At 69.4% G+C, this 20,496-nt stretch carries 20 protein-coding genes; 6 read left to right on the forward strand and 14 right to left on the reverse strand.

All coding sequences use genetic code 11. From position 1 onward, the window contains the following. The first annotated feature begins 1 nt into the window (after position 1). Positions 2-838 carry a twin-arginine translocase subunit TatC gene (gene tatC, locus D4739_RS13935; protein WP_238473436.1) on the forward strand — a complete coding sequence of 279 codons (837 nt, stop codon included), beginning with the start codon at positions 2-4 and terminating at the stop codon, positions 836-838. 25 nt (positions 839-863) lie between these two features. Next, on the forward strand, positions 864-3,665 hold the full coding sequence (locus D4739_RS13940) for a DEAD/DEAH box helicase (protein WP_120058504.1): 2,802 nt from the start codon (positions 864-866) through the stop codon (positions 3,663-3,665). Here D4739_RS13940 and D4739_RS13945 read toward each other — a convergent pair. Together D4739_RS13945 and D4739_RS13950 are read right to left on the reverse strand one after the other, a co-directional pair. Then, a complete protein-coding gene (locus D4739_RS13945; RefSeq protein WP_120058509.1) occupies positions 3,617-4,630 on the reverse strand; it encodes a zinc-binding dehydrogenase in 1,014 nt (337 codons plus the stop codon). The genes D4739_RS13940 and D4739_RS13945 overlap by 49 nt on opposite strands. 52 nt (positions 4,631-4,682) lie before the next feature. Further along, positions 4,683-5,150 (reverse strand): MarR family winged helix-turn-helix transcriptional regulator, encoded by a 468-nt coding sequence (locus D4739_RS13950; protein ID WP_120058502.1) that lies wholly within the window; start codon positions 5,148-5,150, stop codon positions 4,683-4,685. A 41-nt stretch (positions 5,151-5,191) separates the two neighbouring features. On the opposite strand from D4739_RS13950, the gene D4739_RS13955 reads away from it, so the two are divergent. Further along, positions 5,192-6,286, forward strand: coding sequence for a substrate-binding domain-containing protein (locus D4739_RS13955; protein ID WP_220699295.1), 1,095 nt, complete (start codon positions 5,192-5,194; stop codon positions 6,284-6,286). Here the strand turns inward: D4739_RS13955 and D4739_RS13960 are convergent. From D4739_RS13960 to D4739_RS14015, 12 genes are all read right to left on the reverse strand, one after another. Continuing rightward, complete coding sequence (locus tag D4739_RS13960) at positions 6,259-7,020, reverse strand: urease accessory protein UreD (RefSeq protein ID WP_120061183.1); 762 nt, start codon at positions 7,018-7,020, stop codon at positions 6,259-6,261. The two genes, D4739_RS13955 and D4739_RS13960, sit on opposite strands and share 28 nt — an antisense overlap. Then, on the reverse strand, positions 7,004-7,759 hold the full coding sequence (ureG, locus tag D4739_RS13965) for an urease accessory protein UreG (RefSeq protein ID WP_338016278.1): 756 nt from the start codon (positions 7,757-7,759) through the stop codon (positions 7,004-7,006). The genes D4739_RS13960 and ureG overlap by 17 nt, the downstream gene beginning before the upstream one ends. Then, on the reverse strand, positions 7,752-8,420 hold the full coding sequence (locus tag D4739_RS13970) for an urease accessory protein UreF (protein WP_238473660.1): 669 nt from the start codon (positions 8,418-8,420) through the stop codon (positions 7,752-7,754). The genes ureG and D4739_RS13970 overlap by 8 nt, the downstream gene beginning before the upstream one ends. A 6-nt stretch (positions 8,421-8,426) precedes the next feature. Beyond that, positions 8,427-10,133, reverse strand: a complete 1,707-nt coding sequence (locus tag D4739_RS13975) for an urease subunit alpha (protein WP_120061184.1) — start codon at positions 10,131-10,133, stop codon at positions 8,427-8,429. Between the two features lie 2 nt (positions 10,134-10,135). After that, a complete protein-coding gene (gene ureB, locus D4739_RS13980; RefSeq protein WP_120061185.1) occupies positions 10,136-10,465 on the reverse strand; it encodes an urease subunit beta in 330 nt (109 codons plus the stop codon). A gap of 29 nt (positions 10,466-10,494) precedes the next feature. Further along, a complete protein-coding gene (locus tag D4739_RS13985; protein WP_120061186.1) occupies positions 10,495-10,797 on the reverse strand; it encodes an urease subunit gamma in 303 nt (100 codons plus the stop codon). 12 nt (positions 10,798-10,809) lie between these two features. Continuing rightward, the gene (locus D4739_RS13990; protein WP_120061187.1) at positions 10,810-11,490 is read right to left on the reverse strand and encodes an ATP-binding cassette domain-containing protein; all 681 of its coding nucleotides are present in this window, start codon (positions 11,488-11,490) and stop codon (positions 10,810-10,812) included. Beyond that, the gene (gene urtD / locus D4739_RS13995) at positions 11,483-12,280 is read right to left on the reverse strand and encodes an urea ABC transporter ATP-binding protein UrtD (RefSeq protein ID WP_120061188.1); all 798 of its coding nucleotides are present in this window, start codon (positions 12,278-12,280) and stop codon (positions 11,483-11,485) included. The genes D4739_RS13990 and urtD overlap by 8 nt, the downstream gene beginning before the upstream one ends. Then, positions 12,277-13,365: an urea ABC transporter permease subunit UrtC gene (gene urtC, locus D4739_RS14000; RefSeq protein ID WP_120061189.1), complete on the reverse strand. Its 1,089-nt coding sequence runs from the start codon at positions 13,363-13,365 to the stop codon at positions 12,277-12,279. Before urtC ends, urtD begins: the two co-directional genes overlap by 4 nt. Next, positions 13,362-14,246 carry an urea ABC transporter permease subunit UrtB gene (gene urtB, locus D4739_RS14005; protein ID WP_120061190.1) on the reverse strand — a complete coding sequence of 295 codons (885 nt, stop codon included), beginning with the start codon at positions 14,244-14,246 and terminating at the stop codon, positions 13,362-13,364. Before urtB ends, urtC begins: the two co-directional genes overlap by 4 nt. 89 nt (positions 14,247-14,335) lie before the next feature. Next, the gene (gene urtA / locus D4739_RS14010; protein WP_120061191.1) at positions 14,336-15,556 is read right to left on the reverse strand and encodes an urea ABC transporter substrate-binding protein; all 1,221 of its coding nucleotides are present in this window, start codon (positions 15,554-15,556) and stop codon (positions 14,336-14,338) included. Between the two features lie 133 nt (positions 15,557-15,689). Further along, on the reverse strand, positions 15,690-16,646 hold the full coding sequence (locus D4739_RS14015; protein WP_120061192.1) for a 5'-3' exonuclease: 957 nt from the start codon (positions 16,644-16,646) through the stop codon (positions 15,690-15,692). Positions 16,647-16,768: 122 nt separating this feature from the next. On the opposite strand from D4739_RS14015, the gene D4739_RS14020 reads away from it, so the two are divergent. The 3 genes from D4739_RS14020 to D4739_RS14030 all read left to right on the forward strand — a co-directional run bounded on the left by D4739_RS14020 (position 16,769) and on the right by D4739_RS14030 (position 20,467). Next, the gene (locus D4739_RS14020; protein ID WP_147384929.1) at positions 16,769-17,695 is read left to right on the forward strand and encodes an alpha/beta hydrolase; all 927 of its coding nucleotides are present in this window, start codon (positions 16,769-16,771) and stop codon (positions 17,693-17,695) included. Positions 17,696-18,128: 433 nt separating this feature from the next. Beyond that, a complete protein-coding gene (gene lnt, locus D4739_RS14025; protein ID WP_182920427.1) occupies positions 18,129-19,712 on the forward strand; it encodes an apolipoprotein N-acyltransferase in 1,584 nt (527 codons plus the stop codon). Then, positions 19,709-20,467: a polyprenol monophosphomannose synthase gene (locus D4739_RS14030; RefSeq protein WP_220699296.1), complete on the forward strand. Its 759-nt coding sequence runs from the start codon at positions 19,709-19,711 to the stop codon at positions 20,465-20,467. Before lnt ends, D4739_RS14030 begins: the two co-directional genes overlap by 4 nt. The last annotated feature ends 29 nt before the right edge of the window (positions 20,468-20,496 follow it).

Here is a 20,496-nt window from a genome sequence, read left to right on the forward strand (position 1 = left end):
CGTGTTCGGGTCCGGCCTGATCCGGCTCCTCTCTGGCGCGCCCGCGCACCCCGTCGGACCCGACGGACGGATGGCGCTCTCGGACCACTTCCGTGAGTTTCGTGCGCGCATCGTCAAGATCGCGCTGATCTGGCTCGTCGGGTTCGCCGTCTCGCTGGTCTTCCACGACCAGCTGCTCGACCTCGTCTTCGGTCCCTACGAGCAGGCGCAGAAGGTGCTGCCGGAAGGCACCACCGAGCCGATCATCCAGGGCGCAGGTGCGCCCCTGATGGTCTACCTCAAGCTCTCCGCGCTCGCCACGAGCGTGCTCACCGCACCGCTGTGGCTCTACCAGTTCTGGGCGTTCGTCCTCCCGGGCCTGCATCGCCGGGAGAAGAAGTGGACGGCGATCTTCGTCGTCATCGCGGGTCCGCTCTTCCTGCTCGGCGTCCTGCTCGGCTACCTGACGCTCCCGAAGGGCCTCGAGGTCCTGATCGGGTTCACCCCGGACAACTTCACCAACCTGGTCGACTTCAACGAGTACCTCTCGTTCTTCAGCCGGACACTGCTGGTCTTTGGCATCGCGTTCGAGATCCCGGTCTTCGTGGTCCTGCTCAACCTGGCCGGAGTGGTCAAGGGGGAGTCGCTCGGGAAGCACAGGGCGTGGATGGTCATCGGCGTCTTCGTCTTTGCGGCTCTTGCCACCCCGTCGACCGACCCGTTCACCATGACCGCGCTCGCGGTGCCGATGGTGCTGCTCTTCCTGCTTTCCGAGGGGATCGCGCGGTTCAACGACCGGCGCCGGGCAGCGCGCGATCCTTATGCCGGGCTCTCGCCCGACGAGGCGTCGGCCATCTGACCCACACCCCGACTAGGGTCTGGGTGTGGGCACACCTTCAGAGCAGAACACCGCCTTCCGCCAGCGCCAGGAGTTCCCGGTCTTCGCGGAGTTCGCCGAGCTCTACGACTTCCCGCTGGACGACTTCCAGGTCCGCGCCTGCCACGAGCTCGAGCAGGGACGCGGCGTACTCGTTGCCGCGCCAACCGGCTCCGGCAAGACCATCGTGGGCGAGTTCGCCATCCACCTGGCCCTCAGCCAGGGGCGCAAGGCGTTCTACACCGCGCCCATCAAGGCGCTGTCCAACCAGAAGTTCCACGACCTGGTCCAGCGCTACGGGCCGGAGCAGGTCGGGCTGCTCACCGGCGACAACTCGGTCAACGGCGACGCTCCCATCGTCGTCATGACGACCGAGGTCCTCCGCAACATGCTGTACGCCGGGTCCCGGACGCTCACGGGTCTCGGCTACGTCGTCATGGACGAGGTCCACTACCTCGCCGACCGCATGCGTGGCGCGGTCTGGGAGGAAGTGATCATCCATCTGCCCGAGTCGGTCGCTCTCGTCTCGCTCAGCGCGACTGTCTCCAACGCGGAGGAGTTCGGCGACTGGCTCGAGACGGTCCGCGGCGAGATCACCACGATCGTCGAGGAGCGTCGACCGGTCCCGCTCTTCCAGCACGTGATCGTCGGCAAGCAGATGCACGACCTCTTCGCCGACTCCGACGCCGATGCCAAGGCCGGCTTCGTGCGCGAAGGAGCGCCGGTCAACCCGCAGCTGCTCCGGGTGGCCCGTGACGACTGGGCATCAGGGCGCACCAGTGACCGGCGTAGTCCCCGCGACAAGCGCAAGCCCGGCCAGAAGAACGTGGGCAACGGCCGCCGCGTCTGGACGCCCAGCCGGGTGGACGTCATCGAGCGCCTCCAGCGCGACAACCTCCTGCCAGCCATCGTCTTCATCTTCAGCCGTGTCGGCTGCGACGCCGCGGTCACCCAGTGCCTTGAGTCCAACCTGCGGCTCACCACCGCGGACGAGCGCGACGAGATCTTCGCCTACGTGGAGTCCAAGGTGCGCCACCTTCCTCCGGACGACCTGCAGGTGCTCGGCTACGACGGGTTCCTCGACGGCCTCACCCGCGGTGTCGCGTCGCACCACGCCGGCATGTTGCCGACGTTCAAGGAATGCGTCGAGGAGCTCTTCCAGCGCGGTCTCTGCAAGGCCGTCTTCGCGACCGAGACCCTGGCCCTCGGCATCAACATGCCCGCGCGCACCGTCGTCATCGAGAAGCTGACCAAGTGGAACGGCGAGACCCACGCCGACATCACCCCGGGGGAGTACACCCAGCTCACCGGTCGCGCCGGCCGTCGTGGTCTCGATGTCGAGGGCCACGGCGTCGTGCTCTGGCAGCAGGGGACCAACCCCAAGGAGCTGGCCGGCCTCGCGTCGAAGCGCACCTACCCGCTGCGATCGTCGTTCCGGCCCAGCTACAACATGGCCGTCAACCTGGTCCAGCAGTTCGGGCGGGCCACCGCCCGCGAGCTCCTCGAGTCGTCGTTCGCACAGTTCCAGGCGGACCGCGCAGTCGTCGGCCTGGCCCGCCAGCACAAGAAGGCGGAGGACGCGCTCGACGGCTACGTCGAGGCCGCAACGTGCCACCTCGGGGACTTCATGGAGTACGCCGCGTTGCGGCGCCGGATCTCCGACGCCGAGAAGGCGGGTGCGCGGGACCGGCGCAACGACCGTCGCAGCGAAGCAGCGGCGTCGCTGGAGAAGCTGAGGCCGGGCGACATCATCATGGTGCCGAACGGCAAGTACTCCGGCTTCGCGGTCGTCATCGAGCCGGGCATCACCCCCGAGGGCCCCCGTCCCTACGTCGTGACCGCCGATCGTCAGGCCCGCAGGCTCGCCATGATGGACTTCGGCACCCCGGTGAAGGCGCTCGGGAGCGTGCGGATCCCGCGCGGCTTCAGCGGGCGGAACCCGCAGATGCGTCGCGACGTCGTCAACGCGCTGCGCGAGAAGACCCACGGCCTGACCCCGCCGCCCCCGACCGGTCGCGGGCCGTCGGTGGCCGCCCGCGAGCAGGAGGCGCGGGCCGAGCTCACCGAGGCCGACCGGCTCCGGCGCCAGCTGCGCGAGCACCCGTGCCACAACTGCCCGGACCGCGAGGACCACGCCCGGTGGGCAGAGCGCTGGTTCAAGCTGCAGCGCGACTCCGCAACGCTCCAGCGCCGGATCGAGTCCCGCACCAACACGATCGCGCGACAGTTCGACCGGGTGTGCGACGTGCTGATCAGCCTGGACTACCTCTCGCTCGACGACGAGGACACCACCACGGTCACCGACCAGGGCCGCCAGCTGATGCGGATCCACACCGACATGGACCTGCTCGCTGCAGAGTCGCTGCGCGCCGGGCTCTGGGACGACCTCACCCCGCCCGAGCTCGCCGCGGTGCTCTCCGTCCTCGTCTTCGAGGGCCGTCGCGCGGACGACCAGGCCGTGCCTCGCCTGCCCGGGGACAAGGTGAAGCAGGTCGTCGCCGAGATGGTGCACCTGTGGGCCCAGCTGGACGTGCTGGAGAAGGAGAACGGGCTCGAGTTCCTGCGCGAGCCCGACATGGGCTTCGCCTGGGCTGCCTATCGGTGGGCCGAGGGCGACGACCTGGACGACGTGCTCCGGCAGACCGGTCAGGCGGCCGGTGACTTCGTGCGCTGGATCAAGCAGCTGCTCGACCTCACCGACCAGATCGCCTCGGCCGCCGCCGGCACCCCGCTGCGCAACGTCGCCCGTGCGGCCTCCGATCAGATGCGCCGCGGGGTCGTGGCGTTCTCCACGCTGGGTGAGGACTGACCGGGCGAGGACCGGAGCACCACCTTCCCGACAGTCCGCCGTTCCTCCAGGTCGCGGTGGGCCCGCGCCGCCTCCTCGAGCGGGTACGCCGAGATGAGCGGTCGCCATTCGCCACGAGCGCCCCTCGCCAGTGCCTGCTCGGCCAGCCCGCGGATGCCTCCCGGGCGGGCGAACATCCGCGGCCCGAGGTTCCACCCCGCGGAGATGTTGAGGGCGATCAGGTCTGCCGTCGTGACCTCGGTCGGCGTGCCCGAGGAGTAGCCGAACATCAGCATCCGGCCGCCCGGGGCGAGCTGGTGCATCGCCCGACGGCCGATGGCGCCACCCACCCCGTCCAGCACGACCGTGGCAGCGCGGCCGATCGCCGCGGCCCAGTCCGGCTCGTGGTAGTCGACGGCCTGCGCGCCGAGCTCGCGTAGGCGGCGTACCTTCTCCGGCCCGCCTGCGGCGGCGATCACCGTCGCGCCGGCCGTGAGTGCGGCCTGGGTGAGGAGCCACCCGAGACCGCCCGCCGCCGCAGGGATCAGGACGGTGTCCTCGGCGGAGAGACCCGCCTGCTCCAGGATGCCCTCCGCGGTTCGCCCCGTGCCGACGAGGCCAACGGCCTCGTCCAGGGTGAGCCCGGCGGGAACCGGGATCAGGTTCGCGAGCGAGGTCACCGCCTGCTGCGCGTAGCCGCCGGGAACGGGACCCAGGTGCGCGACGACGCGCCTGCCCAGCCACTCCGGATCGACCGCGTCACCGACTGCATCGACGGTGCCGGCGACCTCACGACCCGGCACCGTCGGCAGCTCCGGAAGCGGGAGGGGCCCGGTCTCGCCGCGGCGCAGGCTGGTGTCGAGGAGGTGCACTCCGCTCGACTCCACCGCGATCCGGACCTGGTCGGGTCCGGGGCTCAGGTCGGGCAGGTCGTCGAGGACAAGGCGGTCAGGATCGCCGAAGGCGTGGAGTTGGATCGCTCGCATGACCACGAGCCTGAATGTTCAAGCGGACTTGAAGTCAAACGCCGCGGCGTGCTCAGCCCGCGACGTGGGGGAGGACCGCCAGGTCACGCATCAGCGCGCCCGACCGATCGGTGCCGACGGCGGAGACCAGATCGACCTCCACCGACTGCTCGGCAGCACGAAGCCGACGTGCGAGGGTCTGACCGCGTGGGGAGAGGGCCACGACGGCGCGACGCTTGTCGGCCGCGTCGATGCGCCGCACGATGATCGCCTGCTCGGCGAGACGGTCGACCAGGCGCGTCAGCGTCGCGGCGGGCACGACGGCCGAATCCGCGATCGTCGTCATCGTCAGGCCGGGCTGCACGAGCAGCACGGACATGATCCGCCAGTGGTCGAGGGTCAGGTCGACCTCGTCGAGCAGCGGCTGGAGGCGCTGCTTGACGACCTGCTCGGCGTGCTTGAGGAGCAAGGTCAGACCGGCGGCCGGGCGCGCGTCGACTGCGTCACTCTGCGGCAGAGCGCCGGTGCTGACGTCGGTCATGCGCCTATCCTAGGTGGCCAACGGTCAAATCGGAGGTAACGGTGCCCACTGGAGCCGCACCCCTGACGGATCGCGTGCGGGAGACCGTCGCGATCGCCTTCGTGGTGCCGTTGCAGGGTCCGACCGGGATCTACGGTCCGTCGTGCCTCGCCTGTGGCGAGCTCGCGGTCGAGCAGCTCAATGCAGTGGACGGCATCGGGGGACGCCAGGTCGAGCTGATCGTCGTCGACGGTGGCCGCGCGCCTGAGGTCGTCGCTGCGGAGGTTGGCACGCTCGTCGACAGCGGTCGGGTGGAGGCCGTGGCGGGCTGGCACATCTCCGCGGTGCGTCAGGCCATCACCCAGCGCGTCGGCGGCCGAGTGCTCTACGCCTTCGCTGCGATGCACGAGGGCCGCGACGACACGCGCGGCGTCTTCATGCTCGGCGAGCGTCCGATCAACCAGCTCCTCCCGGCGGCGCACTGGATGCGCGAGGAACTCGGCACCGGCCGCTGGGCGATCGTCGGCAACGACTACGTCTTCCCTCGGGTGACCGGCGCGACGGCACGCATCGCGCTCCAGGACAGTGCCTCGTCCATCGTCAGCGAGACCTACGTCCCGCTGGGCACGACTGACTTCGGCGCCGTCCTGCGAGATCTCGAGGGTGGTGACGTCGATGGCGTGATGATGCTCCTGATGGGGCAGGACGCCGTCCACTTCAACCGCCAGTTCGCACGTTTCGGGCTCGATGACCGACTCACGCGGCTGAGCCCCGCCGTCGAGGAGAACACCCTCCTCGCTGGCGGCCCCGCTGCCCACAACGGTCTCTACGCGGCGGCGGCCTACTTCGATGGGCTCGACACCGCGGAGGGCAATGAGCTGGCGAGCGCCTACTACGCGCGGTTCGGGCGCTGGGCGCCTGTGCTCAACGCGGTCGGGGAGTCCTGCTACGAAGCCATCCTCTTCCTGAGCCGGGTCGGGCAGGTCTCTGGCGGGCTCGACGTCGCCGGAGCCGATGCGCTCCGCAACGGCCACTTCTACGACAGCCCGAGGGGACTGCTCCGGCTTGATGGCAACCTGCTCAACCAGGACGTCTACCTTGCCGCCGCCAAGGGCATGGAGTTCGAGGTTCAGCAACAGATCTCCCGGACGACCTGATCCCACGCCGCGGCATCGTGGGCGGCATGCGCCTCGTGCGCGAGACGCCGCAGCAGCGTGCCTCCGGACTCGAGGTCGAACCGGTCTGCGCTCGACGACGCGGGCAGGGCGGCGCAGGCATCCCCGAGCAGCAGGAGTGAGCCGATCACCCGGTGACCACCGAGCAGCGCCGTCATCCGCACAGCGTCCACGTCGAGCTCCTCCACCAGGAGCGGGACGCCGGACGCATGCTCGACGGTCTGCGTCTGGTGGAGCCGGCCAGCCGCTTCGCCATGGCGCCCCAGGACGAGCGTCTCGCGCAGGGCGACGCCCGCCCCCGCGTCGAGCACGATCCGCGTGGTGCGGCGTACGTCCGCTCCGGCCGAGACCACGAACGGCTCGCCACCCCAGAGCAGCGTGGCACCCTCGTCGAGGCGCACCGTGACGTCCCATCGAGCGTGGTCACCGCGCATGTCGTAGGCGACTGTGCCCGCAGCCTCGTGAAGCTCCAGGACTGCGCCGGTGCCGACGTGCACATCGACCTCGACCGCGTCACCGGCGAGGAGCAGCGCACCCTCGGGCACGAGCGAGATCCGGGCGATCCGGTCGTCGGCGCCGAGCAGCATCGGCCGGATCAGCGGACGGTCGGACGGTCCGCTCGCGGCCGTGCGGACGCGCACCCTCCCCCCGGAGCGCTCCACGTGGATCGTGGTGCGGCTCGCGGTGGTGGGCGCGACGTCAGTGAGCGTGGACATGGTCCCCAGGGGAGTGCGCGTGCGAATGAGCCGCCATCGGCCCCGGGTCGACCGGGACGAGGGTCCCTTCCCGGTGGTGCGCGAACTGGTGGCGGATCCACGACGTGAGGGCGTCGATCGAGCTGCGGTCGGTGCGTGAGAGCGCGATGACCGGCCGCCCGTCGCGGGCCGCCTCCGCGTCCGCGACCATCTGGTCGCGGTCGACTCCGACGTAGGGCGCGAGGTCGGTCTTGTTGACGATCAGCAGGTCGGCCCGCTCGATGCCCGGCCCGCCCTTGCGCGCGACGTCACCACCGCCGGCGATGTCCAGCACGAAGATCTGCACGTCCACCAGGGCGGGGGAGAAGGTCGCCGTCAGGTTGTCGCCACCGGACTCGATCATCACCACGTCCAGCCCCGCATAGTCGCCCTCGAGCTCCTCGACCGCGATCAGGTTGGCCGTGATGTCGTCGCGGATCGCGGTGTGGGGGCAGGCACCGGTCTCGACCGCACGGATCCGGTCGGCGTCGAGCACTCCGGCAGCCCGCAGCAGCCGGGCATCCTCGTCGGTGTAGATGTCGTTGGTCACGACCGCGAGCGAGAGCGTCTCGGAGAGCTCACGGCAGAGGAGGGCGATCAGGCTGCTCTTGCCGGTGCCGACCGGACCGCACACGCCGACGCGCAGCGCCCGGTCCGAGCAGACGATGCCATTGAACGCCAGATCGCTGATGGTGTCGCGCCCGCTGTTGATGTCACGCACTGAACAACCTCCGAGTGGTCCGGGCGTGGGCCTCTGCCCACGCCTCGATCTGCGGCGCACCTGCCGCGGGAATGTGGGTGGGGTCGACGAGCCCTGCGACCTCCAGCGAGAGCGCCTCGACACCGGGCAGAGCGTCGTGCACCCAGCAGGCCACGTCCGCCGGATCCAGCGGCAGGAGCTTCAGCGCCGCAGCCGCGACGGTCTGTACGTCGTCGTACCCGACGAGGCGCGCCAGGGAGCGCGGTCCGAGGCCGCAGGTCGCCGCGATGGCGGCCAGCACCACCGCCCGGGACGGCAGCTCCCCGAGCGCCGTGAAGGCAGGCGCGTCGGGCCACACCCGGCGCGCCAGCCGGAGGAGCGCCTTGCCCTGTGCGCGCGACGTACGCCGCATGGCCGGGCTCGGCGTGCGCGCCGCCCAGGCCAGCTCCACCGGAGCCACGGCGAGCCCCTGGCGCAGCTGGTGGAGGGCCACGACGGCCGTGGCGGCCTCCACCCGCGTCACCGTCGAGAGCCGCGCCCGCATGTAGGCAGGGACGTCGCGGAGCCCGTGGCGAACGGCCGGCTCCAGGCCGGCCGACTGCGTGTGCCCGGCCACCGGCAGGCGGGCGTCGGCCAGGAGCATCATCAGCAGCTCGGAGGACGCGTTCGGGATCGCTTCCACGCCGGCCTAGAACATCGAGTAGAGCTGGGCGAGCGGCAGCCGCTCGGCAGGGTTGGGCACGATGCGTTCACCATCGACGGTGATGGCGAAGGTCTCCGGGTCGACCTCGATTCGGGGAAGAGCGTCGTTGTGGATCATGTCCGCCTTGCCGATGTCCCGCGTGGGGGTGACGCCCACCAGCCGCCTGCGCAGGCCGAGCCGGGACGCGAGGCCGTCCTCCAGCGCGGACGGCGCGACGAACGAGACCGAGTGGTCCGCGCCGGCCCCGTCGGCCGGGTCCACGAGCGTGTGCCGCATCAGCTGCGGCTGCGGGGTCGGGATCGACGCGTTCGGGTCTCCCAGCGCGCCCCACACGAGCATGCCGCCCTTGATCACCACCTGGGGTCGCACGCCGAAGAAGCGGGGGTCCCACAGGACCAGGTCGGCGAGCTTGCCGGGCTCCACGGAGCCGACCTCGTGCGCGATGCCGTGCGCGATCGCCGGGTTGATCGTGTACTTCGCGACGTAGCGCTTGGCCCTGGTGTTGTCGGCTGCCCCGGAGAGCGGCCCGAAGCGGTGCTTCATGACGTGCGCGACCTGCCACGTGCGGGTCACCACCTCGCCGATGCGGCCCATCGCCTGCGCGTCGGACGACGTGATGGAGAGGGCGCCGAGATCGTGGAGGACGTCCTCCGCCGCGATCGTCGTGGCCCGGATCCGGGACTCGGCGAACGCCAGGTCCTCGGGCACACGGGGGTTCAGGTGGTGGCAGACCATCAGCATGTCGAGGTGCTCGGCGACGGTGTTGACGGTGTGCGGCAGTGTCGGGTTCGTCGAGCCCGGGATCACGTGGGGGAGCGACGCGACCTTGAGGATGTCGGGCGCGTGTCCGCCACCTGCACCCTCGGCGTGGAACGCGTGGATGCTGCGCCCGCCGATTGCGTTGACGGTCGACTCGACGTAACCCGCCTCGTTGAGGCTGTCGGAGTGCAGGGCGACCTGGAGCCCGTGCTCGTCCGCAGCGCGGAGGGAGGCATCGATCGCTGCGGGAGTCGATCCCCAGTCCTCGTGCACCTTGTACGCCGCGGCGCCGGCAAGCGCCTGCTCGGCGAGGCCCGCAGCGGAGACCGTGTTGCCCTTGCCCATCAGCAGGATGTTGAGCGGGAGGGAGTCCAGCGCCCGGTGCACTGACTGCAGATGCCAGGCACCGGGCGTGACGGTGGTGGCCTTCGAGCCCTCGGACGGGCCGGTCCCGCCACCGCCGACTGTGGTGATGCCGGTCGCGAGTGCCTCGACCAGCTGTGACCGCGAGATGAAGTGCACGTGCACGTCGATCGCGCCGGCCGTGAGGATCTTGCCCTCGCCGGAGATGACGTCGGTCGACGGACCGATCAGGAGCTGTGGGTGGACGCCGTCGGCGATGTCCGGGTTGCCGGCGCGGCCCAGCGCCACGATCCGGCCGTCGCGGATCCCGACGTCAGCCCGGACGATGCCGCTGTGGTCGAGCACGATCGCGTTGGTGATCACGGTGTCGAGGGCGCCTTCGGCCCGGGTCGTGGTGCCCTGCGCCATCGACTCGCGGATCGACTTGCCGCCGCCGAACACGGCCTCCTCGCCGCCGAAGGTGAGGTCCTTCTCGATCTCGATCCACAGGTCGGTGTCCCCGAGGCGGACCTGGTCGCCGAGGGTCGGTCCGTAGAGCGCGGCGTACTGGGCGCGGCTGATGATCGCCACTCTCAGGCCTCCTGGCCGGGCTTGATCTGGATGCCGGGAACAACGCGGCGTCCCCCGAACGCCACGATGTCCACCTCCCGAGAGGCTCCCGGCTCGAAGCGACGCGACGTGCCCGACGGGATGTCGAGCCGGAAGCCCTCGGCCAGCGTGCGGTCGAAGTCGAGGGCAGCGTTCACCTCGGCAAGATGGATGTGCGAGCCGATCTGGACGGGCCGGTCGCCCACGTTGAGGACGACCAGCGTGCGTCGCTCCTCGGGTGTGCGGTCGGCGTTGATCTCGACAGTGCCGGCGATGGCGCGGATCGCGCCGGGCCCGGAGGTGGTGGTCGCCATGGGTCTTCTCCTTCGAAGCAGGTCTGGACTCAGGCGATCGGCTGGTGCAGCGTGACCAGCTTCCGGCCGTCGGGGAACGTGGCCTCGACCTGGACGTCGCTGAGCATGTCCGCGACGTCCGGCATGACCTGGTCGCGATGCAGTACGTCGCGCCCCAAGGTCATCAGGTCGCTCACGGACAGGCCCTCGCGGGCCCGCTCGATGACCCAGGTGCTGAGCAGAGCGACCGTCTCCGGGTAGTTCAGGCGTACGCCGCGCGCCAGGCGGTCACGCGCGACCATGCCAGCGACGGAGAGCAGCAGCTTCTCGGTGTCCGAGGGAGTGAGATGCATGGTTGATCCTCCTCAGACGGCCATCGCGGCGCGGACAGCGCCCTCGGCACCTGCGCCACCGGCGCCACTCGACGTCACGCGACCGGACTCCAGGACGTAGTACTTGTCGGTCATCCGGAGCGCGAACCCCACGTGCTGCTCGACCAGGAGCACCGACAGGTCGCCGCGTTGGGACAACCCGACGATCACCTGCTCGATCTCGGCGACCACGTTGGGCTGGATGCCCTCGGTCGGCTCGTCGAGGATCAGCATCCGCGGCTTCGTCAGGAGTGTCCGGGCAATGGCGAGCTGCTGGCGCTGGCCGCCGGAGAGCAGGCCGGCGCGGCGGGGGAGAAGCCCGGCCAGGGCCGGGAACGTGTCGAGGACCTCGTCGACCTCGGACTTCACCCTGCTCACCAGCTGGAGGTTCTCCAGCGTGGTCATCTGCGGGAAGCAGAGCTGGCCCTGCGGGACGTAGCCCAGCCCGCGTCGCACGCGTCCGTTCGGGCGCAGCTTCGTGACGTCCACGCCGTCGAGGAGCACCTGACCCGACTTCACCGGGATCAGGCCCACGGCAACGCGCAGCAGTGTCGTCTTGCCTGCGCCGTTGTGCCCCATGATGGCGGCTGCACCGCCCTGCGGGATGTCGATCGAGACGTCGTTGAGGACCATCGTCCGGCCGTAGCCAGCGGTGACATTCCTGAGCTCAAGCATTGTCCGCACCTTCCACGATCCCTTCGGTCCCGCCGCCGACCACCGTGCGCCCGAGGTAGACCTCCTGGACCCGCTCGTTGGCCTGGATGTCGGCCACGGACCCCTCCGCGAGGACCTTGCCCGCGTGCATCACGGTGACCACGTCGGCGTACGTGCGGACGAAGTCCATGTCGTGCTCGATGACGATGATCGTGCGCTCGGTGCCGATGCGGCGGAGCAGGTCACCGGTCTCCTCGCGCTCCTCGGCACTCATGCCTGCGACGGTCTCGTCGAGGAACATCACCTTGGCGTCCTGGACCAGCAGCATGCCGATCTCGAGCCACTGCTTCTGGCCGTGCGCGAGGATGCCCGCCGGGCGGTCGCGAAGGGCCGACAACCCGATGGTCTCCAGTGCCTCCTCCACGGCCTCCGGCACCCGCCGGCGGGGGAGTGCGAGCCGCCAGGCGCCGCGGTGGATGCCCGCGGCGATGTCGAGGTTCTGGAGGACCGTGAGCTCGTCGAAGACCGTCGCGGTCTGGAACGTCCGACCGACCCCGGCACGGACGATCCGGTGCGACGGCAACGAGAGCAGGTCCTTGTTGCGATAGGTGGCCAGGCCGGTGCCCTTCACCAGGCCGGTCAGGGCATCGACCAGCGTGGTCTTGCCTGCGCCGTTGGGCCCGATCAGGAAGTGCAGCTGGCCCTGGAGCATCGTCAGGTCCACGCCGTCGACGGCCTTGAACCCGTCGAAGTCGACCGTCAGGCCACGCACCTCGAGGTAGTCCAGTCCCTGCTCGTCCGGGGCGGTCATGCCGTCGCCTCCTTCCGGCCGGAGCGGAGCGTGCGGCCGAGGAAGCCGAAGAACCGGGGAACCACCGAGGTGAGGCCGGCGGGGATCAGCAGGATGACCACGATGAAGAGCGCCCCCTGGAAGTAGCTCCACTGGTTCGGGAAGGACTCCGACAGGGTGGACTGCCCGTAGCCCACCGCGAGGGCGCCGAGCGCCGGTCCCAGGAGCGTTGCGCGCCCGCCGAGGGCCACACCTGCGATCAGCAGGATCGAGGCACTTGCGTCGACGTCGGACGGCGAGATGATGCCGGCGATCGGTGCGAACATCGCACCACCGATGCTCGCCATGATCGCGGCGATCACGAAGGCGATCAGCTTGACGTTCGCGGGGTCGTAGCCAAGGAAGCGCACCCGCTCCTCGGCGTCGCGCGTCGCGATCAGGAGCTCCCCGAAGCGGCTGCGGTTGAGGTGCCACACGACGACCAGGCACAGGATCAGCAGGGTCGCGGCGATCGAGTAGATCATCTGCTTGTTGACCGGGTCGTAGAGGTTGTAACCGAAGAACGACGAGAAGCTGTTCAGGCCGTTGAAGCCGCCGGTCTGCTTGATCGTGGCGACCAGCAGGGCGGCGAAGGCCACGGCGAGGGCCTGGGTGAGGATCGCGAAGTAGGCGCCCTTCACGCGGCGCTTGAAGATCGCATAACCCAGGATGCCGGCGACCACGGCAGGAAGCACGATGATCGCGAAGAGGGTGAACGCGCCACTGCGGAACGGCTCCCACCAGAACGGCATCGTCGAGTCGCCGTACAGCGTCATGAAGTCGGGGACGTTGCCCGGGCCCGCCGCGTCGAGCTTGAGGTGCATCGCCATCGCGTAGCCGCCCAGGCCGAAGAAGACGCCCTGGCCCATCACGAGCATGCCGCCGCGTCCCCAGGCCAGCCCGATGCCGACGGCTGCGATCGCCCAGCAGCAGTACTTGCCGAGGTTGCCGAGGCGGAAGTCGGTCAGGGTCGCGGGCGCGACGACGAGCAGCAGGACGGCGACGAGGCCGATGGCAGCCAGAGAGCCCCAGGACTTGTAGAGGCGGCTCACGAGTGCGGTGTTCATGCCAGCCCCCGGGTCCGGACGGTGAAGAGGCCCTGCGGGCGGACCTGCAGGAAGACGACGATCAGGGCGAACGTGACCACCTGGGCCATGCTGCTGTTGAACCAGTCCGTGAGGAACGCGGTCAGCAGGCCGACCGCGAGCGCTGCGAGCACCGTGCCCTTCAGCTGGCCGAGTCCACCGGCGACGACCACGAGGAACGCCGGGATGATGTAGGTCGCGCCGAGCGTCGGGTTGGTGCCGGAGGTCAGCGCGAGCGCCACGCCACCGAGCCCGGCGATGCCGGAGCCCACGAAGAACGTCAGGCGGTCCGTACGCCGCGTGGAGATACCCATGGTCTCGGCGAGGTCGCGGTTCTGCACGGTGGCGCGGATCTTGCGTCCGAAGGAGGAGTACTTCAGGACCGCGGCCAGCCCGCCGAGAGCGGCGAGAGCGATGACGATGGTGAAGATCTTGGCGTACGGCCAGTTGTAGCCCGGGACGGAGATGTAGCCGTCGAGCCAGTCGGGTGCGGTGACCGGGTCACCCTGCGCACCGAAGACGTCCTTGGCCAGCTGCTGGAGCACCATGCTGACGCCGACGGTGACCAACAGGGTGTCGAGTGGTCGGTGGTACATCCGCGAGATGACGAGCACCTCGAGCAGGAGGCCGAGAAGGCCGGCGCCGAGGAAGGCGAGGGGGAGGGCCAGCAGGATCGACAGGCCGGCGCTGGTGACGACTTGCTGGGTCACGTAGGCGATGTATGCCCCGGCCATCAGGAACTCGCCGTGGGCCATGTTGATGACGCCCATCTGGCCGAAGGTCAGCGCCAGGCCGAGCGCCGCGATGAGCAGGATCGCTCCGGTCGATGCGCCGGTGAGCAGAGGGGTGATGAACGACTCCATGCAGGGGTGCTCCTCGAGGTCGGGAGGGGCAGGTGGCCCTGCATCGCAACCGATGCAGGGCCACCTGTCGAAGTGACCGGACTAGCGCGTCAGTTCGCGCTCGGGTCCCACCACGAGTAACCCTTGAGGAACGGGTCCGGCTCGATCGGGCCGTCGGAGCTCCAGACGATGTCGAACTGGTCGTCCTTGTTGATCTGGCCGATCAGGCTGGTCTTGGCGATGTGGTGGTTCTCGCCGTTGATCGTGACGGGGCCCTCGGGCGACGCGAACGTCACGCCGTCAGCTGCGTCGTTGATCTTGTCGACGTCGAACGAGTCAGCCTTCTCGACCATGGCCTTGAAGAGGTACAGCGAGGTGTACGCCGCCTCCATCGGGTCCGACGTCGGCCGGTCGCCGTACTTGGCCTTGAACGCCTTGACGAAGGTGTCGTTGGCCGCGCTCTTGACCGACTGGAAGTAGTTCCAGGACGCGTACTGGCCGGTGAGGTCCTTGCCCATCGCGGGCGCCTCCTCCTCGGCGATCGACACCGAGATGATCGGGGACGTCTTCGCGGTGAGGCCCTGCTCGTAGTAGGCCTTGATGAAGCCGACGTTCGACGAGCCGTTGATGGTGTTGAAGACGAAGTCCGGCTTGGCCTTGACGATCTTCGCGACCTGGGTCGACCAGTCGTCCTTGTCGAGCGGGACGTACTCCTCGCCGACGATCTCGATGTCGAGCTCCTTGGCGTACTGCTTGATGATCTTGTTCGCAGTGCGCGGGAAGACGTAGTCCGAGCCGGCGAGGAAGAGCGTCTTGACGCCCTTGTCCTTCAGGAAGTCCATGGCCGGGATGATCTGCTGGTTCGTGGTCGCGCCCGTGTAGTAGATGTTCTTGGAGGCCTCGAGGCCCTCGTACTGAACGGGGTAGAACAGCAGACCGTGGTCACCCTCGACGACCGGCAGCATCGCCTTGCGCGAGGCCGAGGTCCACCCGCCGAAGACCGCGGCGACGCAGTCGCTGGTGAGCAGCTTGCCGATCTTCTCCGCGAAGACGGCCGGGTCGCTGGCGCCGTCCTCCTCGACTGCCTCGATCTTCTTGCCGAGGATGCCGCCCGAGGCGTTGATCTCGTCGGCAGCAAGCTGCAGCGAGTCGCGGACGGTCTGCTCGCTGATCGCCATGGGGCCGGACGTGGAATTCAGGAAGCCAAGCTTGATGGTGGAGCCCGAGGTGTCCACACAGGACTTGGAGGCTGATGGTGCTTCGTCGGTCTTGGCGCCGCCACAACTGGACAGGACGAGTCCTGCTGCCAGTGCCGCGGCCGTGCTCGTCATGAGACGAGTTCGGGAGTTGAACACCTTTGATGACCTCTCGGTAGGACCAATGGTTCGAGCACGTGTGTGCTCGCTTGGCCATGACCGTAGGAAGCCCCCGTTTCAGTTACTACCGAATGGAATTAAATCCGTGTTACGCGGACGGACGGGCAGCCAGCGTCGCCGTGAGGCGGGTGGTCGAGCCACCCAGGCCCCAGCGCTCGTCCAGACCGGCCAGGGCATCCGGGTCTGCCGGCGTGCGGGGGAGCAGCAGGTCAGGGGAGCCGAGGTCGATGTCGCGAGCGACCGCGACGACTTCCGGGGCCACCAGCAGGTACGCCGCGGCGTCGCGGATCTTCCCGCGGGGGCCGGGTGCGAGATCGCTGGCCGGGTCATCGACAGCGGCAACCAGGTTCGCGATGTCGCCGAACCGGCCCAGGAGCGTGGCGGCGGTCTTCTCACCGACGCCCTTGACCCCGGGAAGCCCGTCAGAGGCGTCCCCACGCAGCGTGGCGAAGTCGGCGTACTGGCGCGCCTCGACGGCGTACTTGGCGCGCACCCAGGCCTCGTCCACGCGCTCGTGCCGGCTGACGCCCCGGGCGACGTAGAGCACGCGCACCTCGGCGGCATCGTCGACGAGCTGGAAGAGGTCGCGATCGCCGGTGACCACGTCGACCGGCATGCCTGCGCCCGTGGCGAGGGTTCCGATGACGTCGTCGGCCTCGTAGCCGTCCGCGCCGATCACCGCGATGCCGTAGGCAGCCAGGACATCGCGGATCACCGGCACCTGGACCAGCAGCGGGTCAGGCACCTCCTCGACATAGCGTCGGTCGCTTCGCTCCCCGCTGCCTGCATCGACCGGAGCAGCTCCCGGGACGATCTCGACGACGCGGTGCTCCTTGTACGTCGGGATCAGGTCGACGCGCCACTGGGGGCGCCAGTCGTTGTCCCAGCAGCAGGCCAGGTGGGTCGGCTGGTACTCCTCGACGAGACGGCTGATGTAGTCGAGAAGCCCTCGCACGGCGTTGACCGGCGTGCCGTCCGGAGCCCGCAGGCTGTCCGGCATGCCGAAGAAGGCGCGGAAGTAGAGGCTGGCCGTGTCGAGGAGCATGAGTCGCGAGGTCACGGGGTGAGTCTGACAGGCCAGGTGCGGATGACCCGTTCTGACCATCTGTCCAGGAATTTGGCGGGAAATGGCACGCTTCGGTTCCCAGTGTGGGTACCGTCACTTTCATGCGAACCGACTTCGGGGGCGGAAGCATCCGCTCGCAGGTCCTCAACCTGGTGATGCGCAACAGCGCTCGCCGGGTCATCGACGTGTGGTCGCTGGCGCCCACGCTGCCCTGGCCGTACGGCGTGGTGGACCATGCCGGGCGCCTGCAGCGCAAGGTGGCGGGGACTGTCTTCGAGCGGGTCGAGATCGCCGGCCGTCGCGCCCGCGTGGTGCGCACCCCGGACTCACGCTCCGGTCGGCACATCCTCTACTTCCACGGCGGTGCGTTCGTGGTGGGCGGGTGGCACCTCCACGGCAGCCTGATCTCCCGGGTCGCTGCGGCCACCGGCACGACGGTCCTGGCAGTGGACTACCGCCAGCTGCCGCAGCACAGCATCGATGACGCCACCGCCGACGGGCTGGCTGCCTATCGCCACCTGCTGGCGCAGGGCATCCCCGCCGAGGACATCGTCTTCATGGGTGACTCGGCTGGAGGCTTCCTCAGCTTCACCGTCGCGGATCGAGCCCGCGAGGAGGGCCTTCCGGCGCCACGCGCCCTGGCCGTCATGTCCCCGCTCATCGATCTCGATCTCGAGCGCACGCCCGCATCAGGCGGATGCGCGATCTTCGACGTGCGGATCCTGTCCATCTTCGCCCGCCTTGCGAACCGGCGCTCCGCAGGCTTCCACGCGCCCGCCGACTGTGCGCTCGGCGCCTTGCCTCCGGTGCTCTTCCAGGTGAGCTCGGCGGAGGCGCTCTACCCGCAGGTCTGCCAGTTCGCCAACCAGTTGGAGAGCGCGGGTGTCACGGTCGACCTGCACGTGTGGCCAGACCAGCTGCACGTGTTCCAGGCCTCGCTGTTGATCCCCGAAGCCGCAGAGGCCGTCCAGGCGCTCGCCCGCTACGTGACGCAGGCCTTTGAGGCGAAGGTTTCGGTGAGCGCCTGAGGGCCGGCGCTCGCACCGTCGGCGTGTCCCACGCGACACGCCGTCCAGCAGGCAAATTCCACCAGAACTGCGGGTGCTGCGGATGTCCGGCGTGACCTGCGACAACGCGCGAACCCGCAGGTCAGAGCGGGGTTGACACTACGCGGGCGAACCCGCAGGGTCGGACAGTCCGCCCATGCAGATCGTCGCGGTCGGACCGACAGCAAGGCAGTCAACGTCCTCGGGTCCATCACCAGCTCCGCGGGACGGGATTGACGGGGGTCGGTCTCGATGGCATCGAGGGTGCGACGCGGAAGGGGCCCCGGGCTCCGTAGACAACTTCCCCCTGACGGCAGCCGGTCGCCAGCGGGTTGGTCCGAAGGGCCTGGCACCCCTTCCGCGACTGCTGTTCACCTGTCGGGAGGTGGCACGCCGCATGGGTAGCCTTGCGGCCGTGCCCACTCGCCTCGCCGCTGCGCTGGTCGCCGGCGTCGCGACGTACGCCGGGTTCGACCCGATCAACCTGCCGCTCCTGATCCCGGCCGGTCTCGCACTCTTCTTCGGTGCAGTCCGCGGAGCCGGCATCCGGCGCGGTGCTGCCGTCGGAGGCGCGTTCGGAGCCACGTTCTTCGGCCTGCACATCTTCTGGATGCGGGCGCTCGGCACCGAGCCCTGGATCGCGCTCACGCTCCTGGAGACACTGTTCCTGATCCTGCTCGGCGCGATCCTCCCCGTCCTCTCCACACGACGTGCGTGGCCGGTCTGGTTCGCTCTCGCGTGGTCCGCCGCCGAGGCGATGCGCGGCGCGATTCCGTTCGGCGGCTTCACCTGGGGCCAGCTCGGCTTCGCGGTGATGGACACGCCGGTCGAACCGGTGCTTCCCTGGCTCGGCGTGGCGGGGGCTGGCTTCGTCGTGGCCCTGCTCGCAGCGCTGCTCGCCTGGGCCCTGCTCGAGGCTCGTCCACGACTGGCCCTGGTGACGGCCGGTGCCGCTGCCGTGCTGCTGGCCCTGCCCGCCTGGGTGCAGCCACCAGGTCTCCGCACCAGCAGCGGGACCCTCGACGTGGCCATCGTCCAGGCCGACATCCCGGGCAACGGGGACAACCTCGTCGCGCATCACCGCGAGGTGACGGAGGGCCAGGCGACGGCCACCCGGGAGCTCGCCGGCGCCGTCCGGCGTGGCGAGGTCGCCCAGCCAGACCTGGTGGTCTGGCCGGAGAACTCGACGGCAGTGGACCCCTTCGACGACGTCGAGGCTCGCGACGAGATCGCGAGCGCGGTCCGTGCGATCGATGCTCCCGTCCTCGTCGGCGCGATCGTGGACGACCCCGACCCTGGTCGGGTCCTGAACCAGGGGATCCTCTACGACCCGGTCACCGGCGCGGGGGAGCGCTACGCCAAGCGGCATCCGGTGCCGTTCGGCGAGTACGTCCCGTTTCGCTGGATCTTCCGCGACCGGTTCACCGAGCGGATCGGACTGGTCCGTCGCGACATGGCGGCAGGCACCCGCACCAGCCCGCTCCGCGTCGATCGCCACGACGGCACAGGCTCGGTCCTGGTCGCCGATGCGATCTGCTTCGACGTCGCGTTCGACGACGCGCTCGGCAGCCAGGTACGCCGCGGCGCCGAGCTCGGCGTCGTACAGACCTCCAACGCGCTGTTCATCCACACCAGCCAGATCGACCAGCAGTTCGCGATCAGCCGCGTGCGCGCACGCGAGCTGGCGAGGACCGTCGTGATTGCCTCGGTCAACGGCCGTTCCGGCGTCGTCGCTGCCAACGGTGATGTCGTCAACGCCTTCCCGGTGCGGGCACGTCAGGTGTCGGTCGACCGCGTTCCGCTCCATTCGGCACGTCCGCCGTCGCTCTGGGTGGGCCCGTGGTGGGGACCTGTCGCCGTGGCGTTGACCTCCCTTGGGTTCCTGTTCACGTGGCGCCCCTATCGTCGGATGAACGGCGGGAGGGTTCGCTCGCGCCCGCATGGGGAACAGTCCCACGAGCAGCCCGCTGGGGCATTCGAAGCAGGGAGGAAACGATGACGGAGAACGCACTCGGACGCGTCGTCATGGTCGTCCCGACATACAACGAGGCCCTGAACCTCGAGTGGATCGTCGGCCGGCTGCGTGCGGCGCAGCCCGATGTCGACGTGATGATCGTGGACGACAGCTCACCCGACGGCACCGGTGACATCGCAGACCGGCTCGCGGCCGCCGACGACCAGATCCATGTTGTCCACCGCACGGAGAAGGCCGGCCTCGGCGCGGCGTACGTGCACGGCTTCACGATCGCCCTGGCGCAGGGCTACGACGTCATCGGCGAGATGGATGCCGACGGCTCGCACCAGCCCGAGCAGCTCTACCGGCTGCTGAACGGCCTGGTGGACTCCGACCTCGTCATCGGGTCGCGCTACGTCAAGGGCGGCTCGGTCGTGAACTGGCCGGTGTTCCGCCGCCTGCTCTCTGCCTTCGGCAACCTCTACGTGCGGCTCCTGCTCGGCATCCACGTGCGCGACTCCACCGCGGGCTACCGCCTCTTCCGCAGGGCCACGCTGGAGAAGATCGACGTCACGACCGTGACCGTCTCCGGCTATGTCTTCCAGACCGAGATGGCGTGGCGTGCAATTCAGGCCCGCCTGCGGGTGCACGAGGTCCCTATCGAGTTCATCGAGCGCGAGCGTGGTGACTCGAAGATGAGCCAGGCCGTCGCGATCGAGTCGCTCCAGCGGATCACCTGGTGGGGGCTCCAGCAGCGCCGCAAGCAGCTGGTGCGCACGCTCCGTCGTTCCCACGGCTGATCGGGTCCGGGCCACCCCGGGGACGCGCT

Origin of the sequence: Nocardioides cavernaquae, assembly GCF_003600895.1 — a bacterium.
Taxonomy (GTDB): domain Bacteria; phylum Actinomycetota; class Actinomycetes; order Propionibacteriales; family Nocardioidaceae; genus Nocardioides; species Nocardioides cavernaquae.

Bases quoted from the DNA above. Each gene is read 5' to 3' on its own strand.
- D4739_RS14020 (WP_147384929.1), top strand. From the start codon at position 16,769: ATGCGAACCGACTTCGGGGGCGGAAGCATCCGCTCGCAGGTCCTCAAC.
- urtC (WP_120061189.1), bottom strand. From the start codon at position 13,365: ATGAACACCGCACTCGTGAGCCGCCTCTACAAGTCCTGGGGCTCTCTG.
- D4739_RS14030 (WP_220699296.1), top strand. From the start codon at position 19,709: ATGACGGAGAACGCACTCGGACGCGTCGTCATGGTCGTCCCGACATAC.
- D4739_RS13985 (WP_120061186.1), bottom strand. From the start codon at position 10,797: ATGCATCTCACTCCCTCGGACACCGAGAAGCTGCTGCTCTCCGTCGCT.
- D4739_RS13960 (WP_120061183.1), bottom strand. From the start codon at position 7,020: ATGTCCACGCTCACTGACGTCGCGCCCACCACCGCGAGCCGCACCACG.
- D4739_RS13945 (WP_120058509.1), bottom strand. From the start codon at position 4,630: ATGCGAGCGATCCAACTCCACGCCTTCGGCGATCCTGACCGCCTTGTC.
- D4739_RS13990 (WP_120061187.1), bottom strand. From the start codon at position 11,490: ATGCTTGAGCTCAGGAATGTCACCGCTGGCTACGGCCGGACGATGGTC.
- D4739_RS13950 (WP_120058502.1), bottom strand. From the start codon at position 5,150: ATGACCGACGTCAGCACCGGCGCTCTGCCGCAGAGTGACGCAGTCGAC.
- D4739_RS14015 (WP_120061192.1), bottom strand. From the start codon at position 16,646: ATGCTCCTCGACACGGCCAGCCTCTACTTCCGCGCCTTCTTCGGCATG.
- urtB (WP_120061190.1), bottom strand. From the start codon at position 14,246: ATGGAGTCGTTCATCACCCCTCTGCTCACCGGCGCATCGACCGGAGCG.
- urtA (WP_120061191.1), bottom strand. From the start codon at position 15,556: ATGACGAGCACGGCCGCGGCACTGGCAGCAGGACTCGTCCTGTCCAGT.
- ureB (WP_120061185.1), bottom strand. From the start codon at position 10,465: ATGGCGACCACCACCTCCGGGCCCGGCGCGATCCGCGCCATCGCCGGC.
- urtD (WP_120061188.1), bottom strand. From the start codon at position 12,280: ATGACCGCCCCGGACGAGCAGGGACTGGACTACCTCGAGGTGCGTGGC.